Below are 19,018 nucleotides of genomic sequence, written 5' to 3' on the forward strand. Positions count from 1 at the left end.
GGATGTAAAAATCCATTCTTTTCATTCTGTTCTGATTAAGCACTAGCGCCAGATGTTGCATCGGCATCTCCACCGCCATGACCACCGCCAGTATCTGAAGCACCAGAAGTAGCATCGGCGGCTGCAGCTGCAGGAGCAAAAGGACCGCTTCCTCCAACCAAGCGTTGACCAGTTGTTTTTAGATACCAATCTAGCCAAGGCTGGAAGTTGAAGACGATTTCGTTGATACCAGCGTAAGATCCATCAGGATAGTACATTGCTTGGTAGTTGTGGGTATTGATAACACCTGCTGGTGAGCCAGGCACGATTGTACGAACGTACTCTTGATCACCATTACGAAGAACACCAACTACCCATTCTACGTTCTTCATGCGGGCAGCGGGAAGAGAGTTGTGTAGAGTTGAGAGACGACCACCTGATTGGGATGGGACACGTTTGGCAAACATAGTGTCTGGATCTTGATGAGCGTTGTTATAGTAAAGGAACTGGTTGTTATCATCTGCGTAAGTCAACTCAAACGGCATAGCCTTTAAGAACATGTCGATTTGGTTAACAGTCAGGATACCATGGTCAAGCTTGACATACGTATCGCCAGAAACAGCACCAACAGCTTTTGCAGCTTTTTCTACCCATTCTGGATCGTCAGGGTCAACTTCTGTGATGGTTGTTGCGATTGGGTTCGTGACATCTAAGTCTTCAGGAGCAATTGGTTTAGGTTTTTTCAATTTTGAGACTACCTCAACATATTTAACAAAGTTATCTAAGCAAGATTCAAGGAATTTAACAGTTCCTTCGTTTGTGATGTTGCCTTTATTATCAAAAGCTTCTTTCGCTTTACCAAGAAGGAATTCATTTCCTGGTAAAGTATAAGCATTGACACCTGGAGCATCCAAGATCTTACGCAAATGCACTTGGGCACGAGACGTTCCTTGGTCGTAGTAGGAAGCTCCCACAATCATGACAGGCTTGCTTTCAAATGGGTGAACTTCATAAGAGAGCCATTCAAGGACGCTCTTGAGAGCTGCTGTAATGGTGTGGTTGTGCTCAGGAGTGGCAATGATGACACCATCAGCGCGCGTGATGCGGTTGTACAAAAGGCGCAGCTGGAAGGATTCGTCCCATTTCTCATCTTGATTAAAGAGTGGAACTTCATCAATTTCCAAGACTTCTAATTCAAATTTCAGCTTAAATTGTTTTCTGATGAATTCTAGTAATTTACGGTTGTATGATTGGTCTGCATTTGAGCCGACAAGTCCAACAAATTTCATGTGATTCTTTCCCTTCTAGTTCTTACAATTTTTCCCAGTCAAAGTTTTCAGCTTCTTGATGAAGAAGTGCTTGGGCACTTGATAACTTTTCTGTAATTTTAACAAACAAACGGAAGTCATCAAAAAGAGCGTCTAATTTTTGAATGGTTTCGAGGTCAATCAAGTCTCCATTTTTATCAAAGGCTTGAAGTGAGTGAGAAAGTAGGAACTCAGAACCTGGCATAACAGAAGCCTTGAGTTCTGGCGAATCCAAAATTTGACGGAGTTGTAGTTGGGCGCGAGATGAACCCAAAGTTCCATAAGAGGCTCCTGTAATCATCACTGGTTTACCAAGTAATGGATAGATACCGTAAGACAGCCAAGCCAAGGCACTCATAAGAACAGCGGGAATAGAGTGGTCATATTCAGGCGTTCCGATGATAACACCATCAGCAGCTTCGATTTTCGCAGCGATTTCTTTAACGATCTCTGGAACTTGCATATCAGACGGTTTGTTGAAAATAGGAATATCTTTGATTTCAATCAACTCGATTTCTGCTTTATCAGCAAAATGCTTTTGCATGTACTGAAGGAGTTGGCGGTTGGTTGATTTCTTTGAGTTTGTACCAACTAGACCGATAAATTTTAACATAGTAGGTTCCTTTCTGGATTTAGGATAAGATTTCTGGGCTGAGACCAGATGAATAAAAAATTTGATGATTTTCTGTAATAACGAAGGCTTCGATTCCATTTTCTTGTTCGACTTTCTCTAAGATGGAAGTAGGGCTCTCCCCAAATAAACGGGTCGTCCATATTTCACCATCTACGGACTTTGATGAAATAATCGTGAGACTAGCTAGTTGATTGTCGATTGGGTAGCCTGTGGTACGGTCAAAAATATGATGATAAACCCTGCCATCTACCTGCAGTTTTCTTTCATATATTCCTGAAGTCACGACAGACTGATTTTGAACGGACAGAAGAGCTAGGTTGTTTCCACGTGGCAAGATTGGATTTTGAATGCCAATGCGCCAGCAACGATTATTCTTTTCATTTAGACCAATGGTTAAGATATTTCCACCAAGATTGATGAGGGCAGAAGTAACACCTTGTCCCTGCAAGAAAGCAGCGATTTTATCCGCAATATAACCCTTGGCAAGGGCGCCTAAGTCGATTTTCATGCCTTCCATTGTCAGAAAAACACTGGAGGCGGTTGCATCTAACTCGATACACTCAGGGTCAGTGAGTGACAGCGCTCGCTTGATTTCTTTTGGACTGGGAACTTTTGCATCTGCAAAGCCAATCCGCCAAGTTTGAATCAAGGGTCCCAAGGTAATATTGAGATGACTGTTCGGAGCGAGACTATGTTTTTTTCCCAACTCAATCAACTCAAACAAATCAGGATGGACACAAACGGGATGTTTACCGGCAGCGTGATTGATTTGCATGAGCTCAGAGCTGTCATCATTTGCACTAAAACGCTTTTCATACAATCTTAGGAGAGAAAATACCTGGTCTAAAAGACTGTCGGCCTTTTCATGGAGAATCGAAATAGTGATAGTCGATCCCATTAAATGGATGGATCTAGAAATAAGATCCACTTTTATCACAACCTTCCCTATTAAATTTTCTAATCGTCACCATTAGTATACCAAAAAGATACCGTTTTCACAATTGTAAATATATAATATTTTCAGAAAAATTGAAATTTTTTGTCTAAAATCAAAGTTATTTGCCAAATTTTAAATAATTCTGAGCATATATCTTGTAAACGCTAACAGATACATGGTATACTAGTTTGGTAAATTAAATTTAAAGGTGGATTATTCTATGAGTAAAATCGTTGTAGTTGGTGCTAACCACGCTGGTACAGCTTGTATTAATACGATGTTGGACAACTTTGGTCATGAAAATGAAATTGTGGTATTTGACCAAAACTCAAATATTTCATTCCTTGGTTGTGGAATGGCACTTTGGATCGGGGAACAAATCGATGGTCCAGAAGGACTCTTCTATTCTGATAAAGAAAAATTGGAAGCTAAAGGCGCTAAAGTTTACATGAACTCACCTGTTCTTTCAATCGACTATGACAATAAAGTTGTGACTGCAGAAGTGGAAGGCAAAGAACACAAAGAGTCTTACGATAAACTGATCTTTGCAACTGGTTCAACTCCAATCTTGCCTCCAATTGAAGGCGTTGAAATCGTTAAGGGGAACCGCGAATTTAAAGCGACTCTTGAAAACGTCCAATTCGTTAAATTGTACCAAAATGCTGAAGAAGTTATTGAAAAACTTGAGGATAAGAGCAAACACCTTGAACGTATCGCTGTTGTCGGTGGTGGTTACATCGGTGTAGAACTTGCTGAAGCCTTCGAGCGTCTTGGAAAAGAAGTTGTACTTGTTGACATCGTAGATACTGTCTTGAACGGCTACTACGACAAAGACTTCACTCAAATGATGGCAAAGAACTTGGAAGACCACAACATCCGCTTGGCGCTTGGTCAAACAGTTAAAGCAATCCAAGGTGATGGTAAAGTTGAACGCTTGGTAACAGACAAAGAAACATTTGATGTGGATATGGTAGTTCTTGCTGTTGGTTTCCGTCCAAACACAGCTCTTGCTGACGGTAAGATTGAACTCTTCCGCAACGGTGCCTTCCTTGTAGACAAGAAACAAGAAACATCTATCCCAGGTGTATACGCTGTTGGTGACTGTGCGACTGTTTATGACAATGCTCGTAAAGACACTAGCTACATCGCCCTTGCATCTAACGCTGTACGTACTGGTATCGTGGGTGCTTACAACGCTTGTGGTCATGAACTAGAAGGAATCGGTGTGCAAGGATCAAACGGTATCTCTATCTACGGTCTTCACATGGTTTCAACTGGTTTGACACTTGAAAAAGCAAAAGCGGCTGGCTACAACGCAACTGAAACTGGTTTTAACGACCTTCAAAAACCTGAATTTATCAAACATGACAACCACGAAGTTGCCATCAAGATTGTCTTTGACAAAGACAGCCGCGAAATCCTTGGTGCGCAAATGGTGTCTCGTGACTCTGCAATTAGCATGGGAATCCATATGTTCTCACTTGCTATCCAAGAGCATGTAACAATTGACAAGTTGGCCTTGACAGATCTCTTCTTCTTGCCACACTTCAATAAACCATACAATTACATCACAATGGCTGCACTAACAGCTGAAAAATAATCTATCAAAAGTCCCGATAAGGGACTTTTTTGTCGCTTGTTTTATCAAGTTGAATTGTCAATACAATACAGAATGAGGCATATATATTATATGTTTATCAACTAGTACAATAATTAATAATCATTCTAATGAGTCTTAAAATTAGTTCTATTTTAGATTTTTTTGTTATACTAAGATGAAAATAAAATTTTAGAAAGTTGCTATATGAAGAAAAATATTGTTCTTTTCACTTTTCTCCTTCTGAGCGCGATTGGCTTGGAATACGAGACACAAGTTTATACCACTGGCAGTATGTCAGGTACTGGTTATGGAATTGTCGGACTGTCAGCCCTCTTGGCGCTGCTTTATATCATCCCAGCTCTGCTTTTGATTCGCAGTTTGGGTAAAAAATGGCAGACGCCTGCATCTAGCCTAGGTGTAGCTCTGTTGGGTGGTCTTTTCATTTCTGGCTGGACTTCTGGCTTGGCCAATACCTATATCCACGAGTGGGTTAGTACGAGCTTTCCAAATACAGTGATTAGTTATCTAGAGAATGCCCTCGCAGCTCCGCTGGTTGAAGAGCCGCTTAAGCTTTTTGCGGTTGCTTTCGCTGTCTATCTAGTGCCAGTCAAAAAAATTAAAGGCTTTTTACTATTGGGAATTACAGCTGGCATAGGTTTTCAGATTAGTGAGGACTTTTCTTATATCCTTTCCGACCTACCTGAAGGATTTTCCTTCACGATCTCTGGTATTTTAGGCCGTATCACAGGCGGGGTAGCTTCTCACTGGCTTTACACTGCTTTGACCACTATCGGATTAGCTCTGATGTTCCGATTTGCTAAGACTCAAAAAACCTATTTTAAAGCTGGTCTATTTTACTTCTTATCAGCTTTTGTTCTCCACTTCTTCTGGAACTCTCCATTGACTTCTATTGAAACGGATATCCCAGTCATCGTTCCTGCCATGACTGCTGTGGCTGTCTTCATTTTCTACCAAGCTTATCGAACAGCTCACAAGATTGATCAGGAAGACTTGTCAATCTAAGCGCGAAACGACCTTCAGGGTCGTTTTTTTTGATGTCCAAACTGCATTTTTGGCATTCTTTTAACTCTGAGGGAGTTGATATTAAAAGTTTTACATTCAAAAGTAAAATGTTCATGGCTATCGCCTTGTTTCTGGCCCATATTTTGTGCTAAAATGTTGCTATAAGGTCTTTGGGAGAGAAATGATGATCAAACAAAAAGAACAAATTTCTGATACGAAAAAAGAATTTAATTTTATATCCAGCTCTATTATTTCCCAAGTATCTAGGGGGATTCTGGTAGGTATTTTTGCTGGACTAGTAGTGGGGGCATTTCGTTTTTTGATTGAGAAAAGTTTCCACTTGATTCAGGCGGCTTATGTGAGGGGTAGAAGTGAGTGGTTTTGGCTAGTAGCCTTGCTTTTCTTCTATACTTTTATTGTCTTTATAAATGCTAGATTGGTAGCTACAGAAAAGGATATAAAGGGTTCAGGGATTCCACAAGTTGAGGCCGAGTTGAAAGGCTTGATGTCACTTTCCTGGTGGAGCATCCTCTGGAAAAAATTCTTAGTTGGTATTTTAGCGATTTCCAGTGGCTTGATGCTGGGACGTGAGGGGCCGAGTATTCAGCTAGGAGCGATGAGTGGGAAAGGCATATCTAAGTGGCTGAACTTGAGTCCGGTAGAGGAGCGGACCTTGATTGCTAGTGGTGCAGCTGCGGGCTTGGCCGCGGCTTTTAATGCGCCAATTGCAGGTTTGCTCTTTGTTGTTGAGGAAGTGTACCATCATTTTTCTCGCTTCTTTTGGGTTTCAACCTTGGCGGCAAGTTTGGTGGCGAATTTTATTTCGCTGTCTATATTTGGCCTGACCCCCGTTCTGGATATGCCGGATAATATTCCTTTCATGGGGCTGAATCAGTACTGGATTTATATCTTGATGGGCCTGTTTTTAGGCTTGGCTGGTTTTCTCTACGAAAAAGCAGTTCTCAATATTCATTTGGTTTATGAAGCTCTGGGAAAGATATTTAGGCTACCGAAAAACTATTATCCGATTTTTGCCTTTGTTTTAATCATTCCGATTGGCTATTTGCTGCCTCATTTGCTGGGCGGCGGGAATCAGCTGATTTTGTCTTTGACGAGTGCTCATTACACAGTTGGAACCTTGATTCTCTTTTTCTTACTCCGTTTTGTATGGAGCATGATTAGTTATGGTAGTGGCCTGCCTGGTGGTATTTTCCTGCCCATTCTGGCTTTGGGTTCTTTACTAGGCGCAGCAATTGGAGTCCTTTGTGTGGAGGCTGGTTTTATCACGCAGGAACAATTTCCAATTTTTATCATCTTGGGAATGAGTGGGTATTTTGGTGCTATTTCCAAAGCTCCGCTAACCGCTATGATTCTCGTGACGGAGATGGTGGGAGATATTCGAAACCTCATGCCGCTGGGCTTGGTTACACTGATGGCTTATATTGCTATGGATCTGCTAAAGGGAGCGCCTGTCTATGAAGCTATGCTTGAAAAAATGTTGCCTCATCGGATTGAAGATGACGGTGAGACAACCCTGATTGAAATTCCTGTTTCAGAAAAGATTGCGGGTCGGCAGGTGCATGAATTGGAGCTACCGCATGGCGTTTTAATCACGATGAATATCCATAAAGGCAAGACCCAGACGGTCAACGGAGCCAGTCGTCTCTACCTAGGAGATACGATTTATGTTGTCGTTAAGAAGTCAGAAATTGGCAAAATTAAGGATATCTTGCTTTGAAATGCTCATTTTTTACTCAGAAAGGAAAGTTTCATTATAATTATCTGACAATTTATTGAAATATGAGAAATAAATTGTTATAATTTATATGAATTCGCCCCTTTTAGGGAAAATAAAGGAGTCAAGATGAAAAAACTTGGAATTGTCTTATTGTCAACAGCTATTTTACTGATTGGTTGTGCTGCTAATCAAAAATCGAATACAAGTGCCAGTAGTTCGGAAGCTAAAACAAGTCTATCGGCCTCTGACCAGAAAGCTTTGGATAAGGCAACAGCAGAGTATAAAGCCTTTGTACAGAAAGAAATCGACCAATTACTGACGGATACGGAGAAGTTCAGAGATACGCTCAAAGAAGGCAAGCTTGACGAAGCGAAGAAAATGTATCCGTTGATTCGTATGAGCTACGAGCGTTCAGAGCCGATTGCTGAGAGCTTCGGAGAGTCTGATGTGAAAATCGACTTCCGCTTAGCTGACTATCTGGATGAAAACAAGACCGAAGAAGGTTGGTCAGGCTTCCACCGGATTGAAAAAATTCTGTGGGAAAATAATACAACGACTGGTACAGAGAAATATGCAGACCAGTTGGTCAATGACATCAAAGAATTAAAGGCTAAAATCGCGACGGTTGAGGTCACACCAGACATTATGCTGACTGGTGCAGTAGACCTTCTCAACGAAGTGGCGACCAGCAAGATTACTGGTGAAGAAGAAATCTTTTCACATACGGATTTGTATGACTTCCGTGCCAATATTCAAGGGGCAGAAAAGATTTTTGAACTCTTTAAACCTTTGATTGAGAAGAAAGATGAAAAACTGGTAAAAAGTATAGAAACTGAGTTCAAGAATGTCAATAGTCTGCTAGACAAGCAGATGACGGACTCTGAAAATTATAAACTTTATACCGAATTGAGCAAGGAAGATACCAAAGAGCTAGGCGAAGCTGTCACAAAACTGGGCGAACCTCTCTCGCAAATGGGAATCATCCTAGATGGGAAGTAAGAAGATGACCAAGGACGAAAAATGGTTTAATAAAAAAATGGATCGTCGGGAATTTCTTAAAAAAGCAGGGATTGGAGGTGCAGGCTTAGCGCTGGGTGTCTCCAGTGCATCTGCTTTTTTCGCTAATCAAGCGAAGGAAGATAAGAAATTTGCTGACGGTAAGGAAGAAATCAGTTTTTACGGTGAACATCAAGCTGGCATCACAACAGCCATGCAAAAGAATATCTATTTTGTCATTCTGGACTTGCATACGACGGATAAAGAGACCATTATCCAGATGTTCAAAGACTGGACAGTTTACAGTGAAAAGTTGGTCAATGGAGAGCTGATCAAAAAAGATGGTTCTAATGCTCTCTTGCCACCTACGGATACTGGAGAAACGCTCGGCCTCAACCCTTATCGACTGACCTTGACCTTTGGCGTCTCCGCCTCTTTTCTGAAAAAAATGGGCTTGGAGGATAAAAAGCCCAAGGAATTCCGCGACCTGCCTCCTTTCCCTAAGGAACAACTAAAAGAGAAATATACTGGCGGGGATATTGTCATTCAAGCTTGCGCGGATGATGAGCAGGTGGCTTTTCATGCTGTTCGCAATCTGGTTCGTAAAGCGCGAAATGCAGTTACCATGAAATGGAGTCAGGCTGGTTTTGCTGCTATAGGCGATCGTATGTCCACTCCCCGCAATCTATTTGGTTTTAAAGACGGCACGGCCAATGTCACCAAGGAGAAAGATTTTGACAAGGTGGTTTGGTGTGACAGCAAGGACTGGATGAAGGGTGGCTCTTATATGGCTGTCCGTCGAATCCAGATGTTCCTTGAGACTTGGGATCGGACCAATTTGCAAGAGCAGGAAAACACCTTTGGTCGTTATAAAGAGAGCGGAGCGCCCTTTGGCAAGAAGAATGAATTTGACGAGGTAGACTTGGACTTGCTTCCAGTTGATGCACATGTGCGGCTAGCTAAAGAAGTGGACAAGCCTCTCTATCGCCGTTCCTATTCTTATTCGGATGGGATTGACGAAACAACGGGTCAATTTGATACAGGACTGCTTTTTATCTCTTTCCAAAAGGATCCCGACAGTTTTATCAAAGTCCAGACCAATCTTGGAGCACAGGATAAGATGAATGAATATGTCACCCATGTGGGCAGTGGCTTGTTTGCTTGCTTCGGCGGTGTCAAAAAAGGAGAATATCTTGGTCAGAAATTATTTGAATAAAGTCCTGTTTTTGCTCATGACTCTCTTGCTCCTAGCTCAGCCTGTATCAGCTGAGGATTCTTACAGCAGTCTTTTTATCAAGATCACGGATGCTAGCATCGCTGTTCAAAAGGGTGATCAAGCCAGTGCCAAACAATTGCTGGAGGAAATACAGACTGAATTTGAGGCTTTAAGCAACCATGACTCAGCTGCAGGAAAAGAAGTCAGCAAGGCATTGACTATCTCGGGCGATGTAACAGAGGACAAGTTGACCAAGGTTTCAGCCGCTCTTTTAGCTTTTGAAAAGGAGCAGAATCCCGTTGATCTAGAGGCGGAAAAAACCAAGCTGGTCAATAAACTAGAATCAAAATTTCAAGCTCTTCAGGCAGCGATTGAAAGCAAGGATCTTGAAAAGATTCGGGAAGCCTATAAAAAAATGAATTCGACTTGGACCGCCAATGAAGGCGTGGTGCGGGATCATAGTACGGCTCATTATGGCAGGGTGGAGACGGCCATTTCCTTTTTACGGAGTGCCATCGAGACGGAACCAACGGATTTTGAAGCCATTCAAACTTCCTATGATGACCTGACAGCAGCCATTGATAGCTTTATCAAGGGAGAAGAAGCGACAGCTAGCAGTGAAAATCTTACGCTGGCAGATGGTATAGGCCTGCTAAAAAAGGCTCTGCTTGCTTTCCAAAAAGGGGACGAAAAGCAGGGCAAGGCAGCTATGAAGAAATTTATCACGATTTGGCCAAGCGTTGAGGGAGATGTTAGCACTAAAAATCCTTCCCTCTATACCAAAGTAGAAAGCCAGTCGCCTGTCATCATGGTGAAGGGCAAGGATAAGGACTATCAAGACCAGCTAGAATCCTTGATTAGTGAGCTAGAGCAGATTGATACTAGCGGAGCTTATACTTTCTTTGATGCCATGCTAATTTTGCTGCGTGAGGGCGTCGAGGCTCTCTTGATTGTGATGGCACTTGTCACGACGCTCAAGGCATCCAAGATGAAAAATGGTCTCAAATTGGTTTATACTGGTGCTGGCTTGGGCGTACTAGCCAGTGCGGCCATTGCCATTGTGCTGCAGACTCTTTTTCCAGCCGTTGCCTCTGGCTCTAATCGTGAAATCATTGAGGGTGCAGTGGGGATTTTTGCAGTTGTCATGATGATTTTGGTCGGCATTTGGCTCCACAGCAAGTCCTCTGTCAAGAAGTGGAATGACTTCATGGAAAGTCAGATGCAGGCAGTGACAGCCAGTGGTAGCTTTATTTCCATGTTTGCCCTGAGCTTCCTCGCTGTTTTCCGTGAAGGAGCGGAGACCATCTTGTTCTATGCAGGCATTTTACCACGAATTACTACTCTAGACTTCTTTTTGGGACTGGGACTTGCTATTTTGGTTTTAGTTTTTCTCGCAATTCTAATGACCAAGGCCAGCAGTCTCATTCGGCCTCATCGGATTTTCTTTGGTCTGACCTGGTTGATCTATGCCTTGGCCTTTAAGATGCTGGGCGTCAGCATTCATGCCTTGCAATTAACAGCCATTTTTCCTAGTCACTTGCTGTCTCATCTTCCAACCATTGATTGGCTGGGAATTTATCCGAGTCTAGAAGTGCTTCTAAGTCAAGCCATCTTTCTGGTCGTTGTCCTTTATGTGACCTTTAGAAATCGGCAAAAGGAGCGAGCAGATGCCTAGTAAGGAACAGACCGTTGTTGAACACCTGACGGAATTTAGATGGCGTTTTATAGCTGTTTTAATCTGGTTCGGTTTGATTTTTTTGATCAGTCTGCTTTTTGCAGCGGATATTTACAAATGGTTGACCGCTTTTTTTGAGCAGAAGCTGATTGTATTGGGGCCAGACGACATTCTTTGGATTTATATTAGCCTGGCTAGTCTTGTGGCTTTCTCACTGACGCTCCCTTTTATGGTCTATCAGATTTGGGAATTTATCCGACCTGCTCTTAGAAATAGTGAGGCAAAGATGATTTTTGCTTACATACCAGCCACATTTTTCAGCTTTGTCTTGGGCTTGGCCTTTGGTTTTTACTTTGTCAGCCCTGCTATTTTGCAAGTTTTACTCTCTTTAGGAGATGGTTTATTTGCCGTCCAGATGACAGCGCAGAACTATCTGTCCTTTCTGTTTCACACGACCATTCCGATTGCTTGTTTGTTTGAATTGCCTGTCATTGTGAGCTTTCTGACATCAATCGGTTTGCTCAAACCGCGATTTTTGATAAAATATAGACGCTATGCTTATTTCGTTTTATTGGTATTAGCAGTAATCTTGACGCCGGCTGATTTCATCAGTGACTTATCAATGACAGTGCCACTGATATTACTCTACGAAATCAGTATCTTACTGAGTAAAATGATTGAGAAAAGGAGAACATCATAATGGGAATTTTAAAAGACATTGGATTACCAGGGCTTATCGTTATCGTTCTAGGAGCCTTGCTGATTTTTGGACCAAAACGTCTGCCAGAGCTGGGGCAGTCGATTGGAAAAATGTTTTCAGAGTTTAAAAAGGCAGTCGATGGAGGAGCAGAAGATTCTAACTCAGAAAAAGATAAGAAAGATTAGAGGCTGGGACAAAAGTCCTAGCCTCTCAATTGTCTTTTGATTGTCTAGCAAGACGCAGTGGTTGAGTGGGCTCTACTAGGCTGATTTCATCAGCTTTTACAGTCCTACTCAACTGTGCGGAGGTGGGACGACGAAATCGAATTCTAACGAATTACCGATTTCTGTCCTACTCTCTTCTTAATTTCCGAACTTTATGGTCTAATCCAGCCAAAAATTTTACAGAATCTGTACTTTATGATATACTTTTTATGGAAACGTCTGGATAGATGTAGCGATGCTGAACGGCATAGGTAGGTCATTTTTAAGTATTGATAGGGAGTTTTCTATGCTCAATGATTTTCAAGTTTTTGACTATGAAGATATTCAACTAATTCCAGCGAAATGTATTGTGAAAAGCCGTTCAGAGGCTGACACCAGTGTGAAATTTGGTAAGCACACGTTTCGGATGCCAGTCGTTCCGTCTAATATGCAGACAATTATTGATGAATCTGTCGCTGAAGAGCTTGCTCGAGGAGGCTATTTTTACATTATGCACCGTTTTGATGAAGCAGGTCGCAAACCATTCGTCGAACGAATGCACGAACAAGGTCTGATTGCATCGATCTCAGTCGGTGTGAAAGACTATGAATATGACTTTGTTAGCAGTCTCAAAGATGATGCGCCTGAATACATTACCATCGATATTGCGCATGGGCACTCAGACAGTGTGATTCAAATGATTCAGCATATCAAGAAAGAATTACCAGAGACCTTTGTCATTGCTGGAAATGTCGGAACTCCAGAAGCTGTGCGGGAGCTGGAAAATGCTGGCGCAGATGCAACTAAAGTCGGTATTGGCCCAGGCAAGGTTTGCATTACCAAAGTCAAGACAGGTTTTGGTACAGGCGGCTGGCAGTTGTCTGCGCTTCGTTGGTGTTCAAAGGTTGCCCGCAAGCCTATTATTGCGGACGGTGGGATTCGGACACATGGCGATATTGCCAAATCGATCCGTTTCGGAGCCAGCATGGTCATGATTGGTTCGCTCTTTGCCGGCCACATTGAAAGCCCGGGTGAAACCATTGAAGTAGATGGTGATAAGTTTAAAGAATACTATGGTTCTGCCTCCGAGTATCAAAAAGGTGCTTATAAAAATGTCGAAGGCAAGAAGATTTTGCTGCCGGCTAAGGGCCACTTGCAAGACACGCTGACCGAAATGGAGCAGGATTTGCAGAGCTCGATTTCCTATGCTGGAGGCCGCGATTTGCATAGCCTGACCCGCGTGGACTATGTCATCGTCAAAAACTCCATCTGGAATGGCGATGCTCATTAATGAAATAAAATAACTTATTTATCTTGCTAATGATTGGGGCAAGGTCTCTACAAGATGCCAAACATCTAACAATAAGTGAGTCTAATGACTTTCTGGTACTTTCAGTGCCAGGCTGTTTGTCGTTGAAAAGAGGGACTTGCTTATATAGTAGGTCCTTTTTCGATTTATTGGGACTATTAAAAAGGAGAAAATATGAAAAAATTAGAAGAGAGAATTCTGCAAGACGGCAACGTTTTGGGAGAAAATATTCTCAAAGTTGACTCTTTCCTGACCCATCAGGTTGATTTTTCGCTCATGAAAGAAATTGGTCAGGTATTTGCTGAGCATTTCAGGGATACAGGCATTACAAAGGTTGTAACGATTGAGGCGTCTGGGATCGCACCAGCAGTCTACACAGCAGAGGCCTTGAATGTTCCAATGATTTTTGCTAAAAAATCTAAGAATATCACCATGACCGAAGGGATTTTAACAGCAGAAGTATATTCCTTTACCAAGCAGGTCACTTCGACCGTCTCCATCGCTGGCAAGTTTTTGGAGTCAAGTGACAAGGTTTTGGTCATTGATGATTTCTTGGCAAATGGCCAGGCAGCCAACGGCCTGATTAAAATCATTGAAGAGGCTGGCGCTGAGGTAGCAGCTGTTGGAATCGTAATTGAGAAATCTTTCCAAGATGGTCGAAGCTTGCTAGAAGCGCAAGGACAAACAGTTCTTTCTCTGGCTCGAATCGATCGATTTGAAAATGGGAAAGTTGTATTTAGAGAGGCAGACTTATAAGATGAACTACAACGAAGAAAAACATTCACAGGCAGCCGTTTTAGGTTTGCAGCATCTGTTGGCTATGTATTCGGGCTCTATCTTGGTGCCGATTATGATTGCTGGGGCTTTGGGCTATTCGGCTGAGCAATTGACCTATCTGATTTCGACCGATATTTTCATGTGTGGTATTGCAACCCTTTTGCAGCTACAGCTAAATAAGTATTTTGGTATCGGTTTGCCAGTCGTGCTGGGCGTGGCCTTCCAGTCCGTTGCTCCTTTGATTATCATTGGGCAGAGTCACGGTAGTGGTGCCATGTTTGGTGCCTTGATTGCATCAGGGATTTATGTTGTTCTGATTGCTGGGATTTTCTCAAAAATCGCCAACCTGTTTCCTTCGGTTGTGACTGGTTCGGTCATTACGACCATCGGTTTGACCTTGATTCCAGTAGCCATTGGCAATATGGGAAATAACGTAGATAAGCCAACCGCCCAAAGTCTGATTCTAGCAGCTGTGACGGTACTGATTATTCTGTTGATTAACATTTTCACTAAAGGTTTTATCAAATCCATCTCTATTTTGATTGGTTTGATTGTCGGTACGGGCATTGCCGGGGCCATGGGCTTGGTGGATCTGACGCCAGTCGCACAGGCTCCGCTGGTCCATGTGCCAACCCCTTTCTATTTCGGAGCACCGAAGTTTGAATTTTCTTCTATCGTGATGATGTGTATCATCGCAACGGTTTCCTTAGTAGAGTCAACAGGGGTGTACTTGGCACTTTCTGACATTACCAAAAATGAGATTGACAGCACCCGCTTGCGAAATGGCTATCGAGCAGAAGGACTTGCGGTCTTGTTGGGTGGTATCTTCAATACTTTCCCTTACACAGGTTTTTCTCAGAATGTTGGCTTGGTCAAATTATCTGGTATCAAGACGCGGTTGCCGATTTATTATGCCGCTGGTTTCCTGATTCTCCTCGGCCTTTTGCCAAAATTCGGAGCCTTGGCGCAGATTATCCCAAGTCCAGTTCTTGGTGGTGCCATGCTGGTCATGTTTGGTTTTGTGTCCGTTCAGGGCATGCAAATCTTAGCGCGTGTTGACTTTGAGCACAGTGAGCATAATTTCCTCATTGCAGCGATTTCTATCTCAGCAGGTGTCGGACTCAATGGTAGCAGCCTTTTCAACAGCCTACCAACCAGTCTTCAGATGTTCTTCTCAAATGGAATTGTCATGGCCAGTCTGATTGCTATTGTCCTAAATGCTATCCTAAATCGAAAAAATAAATAAGAATGAGATTGGGACAGAAATCGGTAATTCGTTAGAATTCGATTTCGTCGTCCCACCTCCGCACAGTTGAGTAGGGCTGTAAAAGCTGATGAAATCAGCGTAGTAGAGCCCACTCAACCACTGCGTCTTGCTCGACAATCCAAAGACAATTGAGAGGCTAGGACTTTTGTCCCAGCCTCTTTTGACTATTGAGCTGGCTTGTAGTATAGTAAAAGAAGATTAAAAAAAGGAATTCGACATGTATCAGACTTATCATTTGAAACAACGCCTAAGCTTGTTTGTTTCAATTTTTCTTCCCATCTTGATTTACCAGCTGGCAAATTTCTCGGCTTCCTTTGTTGACACGACCATGACGGGCCAATACGATACCTTGCATCTGGCAGGCGTGTCTATGGCGACCAGTCTGTGGGGATCATTTTTCTCCTTTCTGACGGGGATTGTGTCTGCCTTGGTTCCGATCATCGGTCATCATTTGGGACAGGGGAAAGATGAAAAAATTGCCTCAGATTTTTATCAGTTCATTTATCTTTCTTTGGCATTATCTCTGATTTTATTTGCGTTGGTATTTTTGGGTGCCCCTTTGGTTTTACAGCGTCTAGGCTTAGACCCTTTGGTAAAAGATGTGGCCCAGCATTATCTTTGCTACTTGTCCATCGGTATCATTCCCTTCTTGCTCTTTAGCGTTATTCGCTCTCTCTTGGATGCTTTGGGGTTGACTCGGCTTTCTATGTATTTGATGCTCTTGCTCCTACCTTTGAATGCTAGCTTTAATTATGTTTTGATTTATGGAGCTTTTGGTTTTCCAGAAATGGGCGGAGCTGGTGCGGGACTAGGCACTTCTTTGGCTTATTGGGTTTTATTAGTCATATCACTATTACTGGCCATCAAACATCCTAAAGTCCGCCAGTACCAACTTTGGAAAATTCGTTCCTTGAGCAAAGCTGGTTTGGCTGAAGGTTTTCGCTTAGGCTTGCCAATAGGAGGGACAGTTTTTGCGGAAGTTGTCATCTTTTCAATCGTCGGCCTAGTGATGTCAAAATTTTCTTCTTTGATTATTGCTAGCCATCAGGCTGCTATGAATTTTTCTACTCTTATGTATGCTTTCCCTATGAGTATCTCTACAGCCATGGCCATCATTGTCTCTTATGAGCTAGGGGCTGAAAGACTTGACGATGTGAAGAAATACTGCACTTTGGGTAGAATTGTGGCATCCATTTTTGCGGTCTTTACCTTGATTTTTCTCTATATTTTTCGAGATAAGGTTGCTAGTCTTTATGGCTCTGATCCAGAGTTTATTCGTCTGACCTCAATCTTTCTGACTTTTAGCCTCTTTTTCCAATTGGCCGATACGATTGCCGCTCCTTTGCAGGGAATTTTGCGAGGCTACAAGGATACGAAAGCTCCATTTTACTTGGGTCTGCTGGCTTACTGGGGCGTTTCCTTGCCTCTGGGCTTGTTTTTAGATCAGGCTACGGACTTAGGACCCTATGGTTATTGGATTGGACTGATTGCAAGTTTGGTCGTGAGCGCAATCCTTTACCAACTACGATTGAATTACATCCAAAAGAAGCGCCGCTGAGAGTTTTCATCATAAAATCAAAAGGCTGAGAAAAGTATCTCAGCCTTTTTGATTTTATTTTTCCCTCATTTCACCTTGAGGGAAGTAAGTGCCTTCTGGCATGTCGTTGATGATGACATGAACAGCAGACTGAGGTGCGCCAGTATTTCTGACAACGGCTTCTGTGACTTCTTTAGCCAAGGCCTTCTTTTGTTCCAAGCTACGACCTTCAAATAAATCAATTCTGACAAATGGCATATGATTTCTCCTTTTCTTTTGCTAATCTTATTTTATCATAAATTAGGTTTTAAAGAGTGGTGAATTGTGGTAAAATAATAGGAAGTACGGTCGGTCTTTTCAGCCGAGTCTATGGATAAAGCTGGAAGTCCTAGAAAGACAATACTTAGAGAGAATGTAGAGATAAAATGGCTCAGTTATATTATAAATATGGCACAATGAATTCGGGCAAGACAATTGAAATTTTGAAAGTAGCCCACAACTACGAAGAGCAGGGGAAAAGCGTGGTCATCATGACATCGGCTGTTGATACACGTGATGGCTTTGGCGTTGTTTCCAGCCGTATCGGCATGAAGCGGTCTGCTATGGCAATTGAGGACCAAACAGATATTTTGGGCTATATTCAAAGTCTGCCTGAAAAGCCTTACTGCGTTTTAATTGATGAGGCCCAGTTTCTGAAACGCCATCATGTCTATGATTTGGCTAGAGTAGTGGATGAGCTAGATGTTCCAGTCATGGCTTTTGGTCTGAAAAATGACTTTCGCAATGAACTCTTTGAAGGTTCCAAGCACCTCTTGCTCTTGGCTGATAAGATTGACGAAATCAAGACCATTTGCCAATATTGCTCTAAAAAAGCAACTATGGTTTTGCGAACGGATAATGGGAAACCTGTCTATGATGGCGAACAAATCAAAATCGGTGGCCATGAGACCTATATTTCTGTATGCCGCAAGCATTATTTCAATCCACCCATTAAGTAAAATGAATTAGAAAATCAAGGAGATAGATTACAAAGATGAATATTTATGACCAGTTACAGGCAGTGGAAGACCGCTATGAAGAGCTCGGAGAATTGCTCAGTGACCCGGATGTTGTTTCAGACACCAAGCGTTTCATGGAGCTTTCAAAAGAAGAGGCTTCTACTCGTGATACGGTAACAGCCTACCGTGAGTACAAACAAGTTCTTCAAAATATCATCGATGCCGAAGAAATGATTAAAGAATCAGGCGGAGATGCGGACTTGGAGGAAATGGCCAAGCAAGAACTCAAAGATGCCAAGACTGAAAAAGAAGAATACGAAGAAAAACTGAAAATCTTGCTTCTTCCAAAGGATCCAAACGATGACAAGAACATCATCCTTGAAATCCGTGGAGCAGCTGGTGGAGATGAAGCAGCACTTTTTGCTGGTGACCTTCTAACCATGTACCAAAAGTATGCGGAAGCTCAAGGCTGGCGTTTCGAAGTCATGGAAGCTTCTATGAACGGTGTCGGTGGTTTCAAAGAAGTAGTTGCTATGGTTTCGGGGCAATCCGTTTACTCTAAACTCAAGTATGAGTCTGGCGCCCACCGTGTACAACGGGTCCCTGTGACAGAAAGCCAAGGCCGTGTTCATACTTCGACAGCGACAGTTCTCGTTATGCCAGAAATCGAAGAAGTAGAATACGATATTGATCCAAAAGACCTTCGTGTTGACATCTACCACGCATCTGGTGCTGGTGGACAGAACGTCAATAAGGTTGCGACTGCCGTTCGTATCGTTCACTTACCAACCAATATCAAGGTTGAAATGCAGGAAGAACGTACCCAGCAGAAGAACCGTGAGAAGGCCATGAAAATTATCCGTGCGCGTGTTGCTGACCACTTTGCACAAATTGCACAGGACGAGCAAGACGCTGAGCGTAAATCGACAATTGGTACTGGTGACCGTTCAGAACGGATTCGTACCTATAACTTTCCGCAAAACCGTGTCACAGACCACCGTATTGGCTTGACCCTCCAAAAACTAGATACCATCTTGTCTGGTAAATTGGACGAAGTTGTAGATGCCTTGGTTCTCTATGACCAAACGCAAAAACTAGAAGAGCTGAATAAATAATGACATT

General features: G+C 42.6%; 17 protein-coding genes, 1 pseudogene and 1 riboswitch. Of the genes and pseudogenes, 14 read left to right on the forward strand and 4 right to left on the reverse strand.

The window, feature by feature from the left end:
* Positions 1 to 35: 35 nt before the first annotated feature.
* The 3 genes from Q0191_RS10070 to Q0191_RS10080 are packed head-to-tail and all read right to left on the reverse strand — an operon-like array spanning position 36 to position 2,848.
* Positions 36 to 1,268, reverse strand: a complete 1,233-nt coding sequence (locus Q0191_RS10070; protein ID WP_048764234.1) for an NAD(P)H-dependent oxidoreductase — start codon at positions 1,266 to 1,268, stop codon at positions 36 to 38.
* A gap of 22 nt (positions 1,269 to 1,290) precedes the next feature.
* A complete protein-coding gene (locus Q0191_RS10075; protein WP_005589803.1) occupies positions 1,291 to 1,899 on the reverse strand; it encodes an NADPH-dependent FMN reductase in 609 nt (202 codons plus the stop codon).
* Positions 1,900 to 1,918: 19 nt separating this feature from the next.
* A complete protein-coding gene (locus Q0191_RS10080; RefSeq protein WP_297666130.1) occupies positions 1,919 to 2,848 on the reverse strand; it encodes an FAD:protein FMN transferase in 930 nt (309 codons plus the stop codon).
* Between the two features lie 229 nt (positions 2,849 to 3,077).
* Between Q0191_RS10080 and nox the strand changes: the two genes are divergently transcribed.
* From nox to Q0191_RS10140, 12 genes are all read left to right on the forward strand, one after another.
* Positions 3,078 to 4,457, forward strand: coding sequence for a H2O-forming NADH oxidase (gene nox, locus Q0191_RS10085; RefSeq protein ID WP_000036764.1), 1,380 nt, complete (start codon positions 3,078 to 3,080; stop codon positions 4,455 to 4,457).
* Positions 4,458 to 4,661: 204 nt separating this feature from the next.
* Positions 4,662 to 5,480: a PrsW family intramembrane metalloprotease gene (locus Q0191_RS10090; protein WP_297666131.1), complete on the forward strand. Its 819-nt coding sequence runs from the start codon at positions 4,662 to 4,664 to the stop codon at positions 5,478 to 5,480.
* Between the two features lie 181 nt (positions 5,481 to 5,661).
* Positions 5,662 to 7,218: a ClC family H(+)/Cl(-) exchange transporter gene (locus Q0191_RS10095; protein WP_297666132.1), complete on the forward strand. Its 1,557-nt coding sequence runs from the start codon at positions 5,662 to 5,664 to the stop codon at positions 7,216 to 7,218.
* A gap of 126 nt (positions 7,219 to 7,344) precedes the next feature.
* Positions 7,345 to 8,217 (forward strand): iron uptake system protein EfeO, encoded by an 873-nt coding sequence (efeO, locus tag Q0191_RS10100; protein ID WP_297666133.1) that lies wholly within the window; start codon positions 7,345 to 7,347, stop codon positions 8,215 to 8,217.
* 4 nt (positions 8,218 to 8,221) lie between these two features.
* The gene (efeB, locus tag Q0191_RS10105) at positions 8,222 to 9,430 is read left to right on the forward strand and encodes an iron uptake transporter deferrochelatase/peroxidase subunit (protein ID WP_297666142.1); all 1,209 of its coding nucleotides are present in this window, start codon (positions 8,222 to 8,224) and stop codon (positions 9,428 to 9,430) included.
* A complete protein-coding gene (locus Q0191_RS10110; protein ID WP_297666134.1) occupies positions 9,408 to 11,105 on the forward strand; it encodes an FTR1 family protein in 1,698 nt (565 codons plus the stop codon). Before efeB ends, Q0191_RS10110 begins: the two co-directional genes overlap by 23 nt.
* Positions 11,098 to 11,805, forward strand: coding sequence for a twin-arginine translocase subunit TatC (tatC, locus tag Q0191_RS10115; protein WP_297666135.1), 708 nt, complete (start codon positions 11,098 to 11,100; stop codon positions 11,803 to 11,805). The genes Q0191_RS10110 and tatC overlap by 8 nt, the downstream gene beginning before the upstream one ends.
* On the forward strand, positions 11,805 to 11,990 hold the full coding sequence (locus tag Q0191_RS10120; protein WP_045496898.1) for a twin-arginine translocase TatA/TatE family subunit: 186 nt from the start codon (positions 11,805 to 11,807) through the stop codon (positions 11,988 to 11,990). The genes tatC and Q0191_RS10120 overlap by 1 nt, the downstream gene beginning before the upstream one ends.
* A gap of 325 nt (positions 11,991 to 12,315) precedes the next feature.
* Complete coding sequence (gene guaC / locus Q0191_RS10125; RefSeq protein ID WP_297666136.1) at positions 12,316 to 13,299, forward strand: GMP reductase; 984 nt, start codon at positions 12,316 to 12,318, stop codon at positions 13,297 to 13,299.
* Positions 13,294 to 13,391, forward strand: a riboswitch (purine riboswitch). (Overlaps the previous gene by 6 nt.)
* Before the next feature lie 100 nt (positions 13,392 to 13,491).
* Positions 13,492 to 14,073: a xanthine phosphoribosyltransferase gene (locus Q0191_RS10130; RefSeq protein WP_037616986.1), complete on the forward strand. Its 582-nt coding sequence runs from the start codon at positions 13,492 to 13,494 to the stop codon at positions 14,071 to 14,073.
* A gap of 1 nt (position 14,074) precedes the next feature.
* On the forward strand, positions 14,075 to 15,340 hold the full coding sequence (locus Q0191_RS10135) for a nucleobase:cation symporter-2 family protein (RefSeq protein WP_297666143.1): 1,266 nt from the start codon (positions 14,075 to 14,077) through the stop codon (positions 15,338 to 15,340).
* Positions 15,341 to 15,578: 238 nt separating this feature from the next.
* The gene (locus Q0191_RS10140; RefSeq protein WP_297666137.1) at positions 15,579 to 16,919 is read left to right on the forward strand and encodes an MATE family efflux transporter; all 1,341 of its coding nucleotides are present in this window, start codon (positions 15,579 to 15,581) and stop codon (positions 16,917 to 16,919) included.
* Between the two features lie 54 nt (positions 16,920 to 16,973).
* Here Q0191_RS10140 and Q0191_RS10145 read toward each other — a convergent pair.
* Positions 16,974 to 17,162, reverse strand: a pseudogene (locus Q0191_RS10145) (4-oxalocrotonate tautomerase); the annotation flags it as partial.
* A gap of 161 nt (positions 17,163 to 17,323) precedes the next feature.
* Here Q0191_RS10145 and Q0191_RS10150 point away from each other — a divergent pair.
* Positions 17,324 to 17,896, forward strand: a complete 573-nt coding sequence (locus Q0191_RS10150) for a thymidine kinase (protein ID WP_297666138.1) — start codon at positions 17,324 to 17,326, stop codon at positions 17,894 to 17,896.
* Between the two features lie 35 nt (positions 17,897 to 17,931).
* The gene (gene prfA / locus Q0191_RS10155; RefSeq protein WP_297666139.1) at positions 17,932 to 19,011 is read left to right on the forward strand and encodes a peptide chain release factor 1; all 1,080 of its coding nucleotides are present in this window, start codon (positions 17,932 to 17,934) and stop codon (positions 19,009 to 19,011) included.
* The last annotated feature ends 7 nt before the right edge of the window (positions 19,012 to 19,018 follow it).

Source organism: uncultured Streptococcus sp., from assembly GCF_938036805.1.
In the GTDB taxonomy this organism is placed as follows: domain Bacteria; phylum Bacillota; class Bacilli; order Lactobacillales; family Streptococcaceae; genus Streptococcus.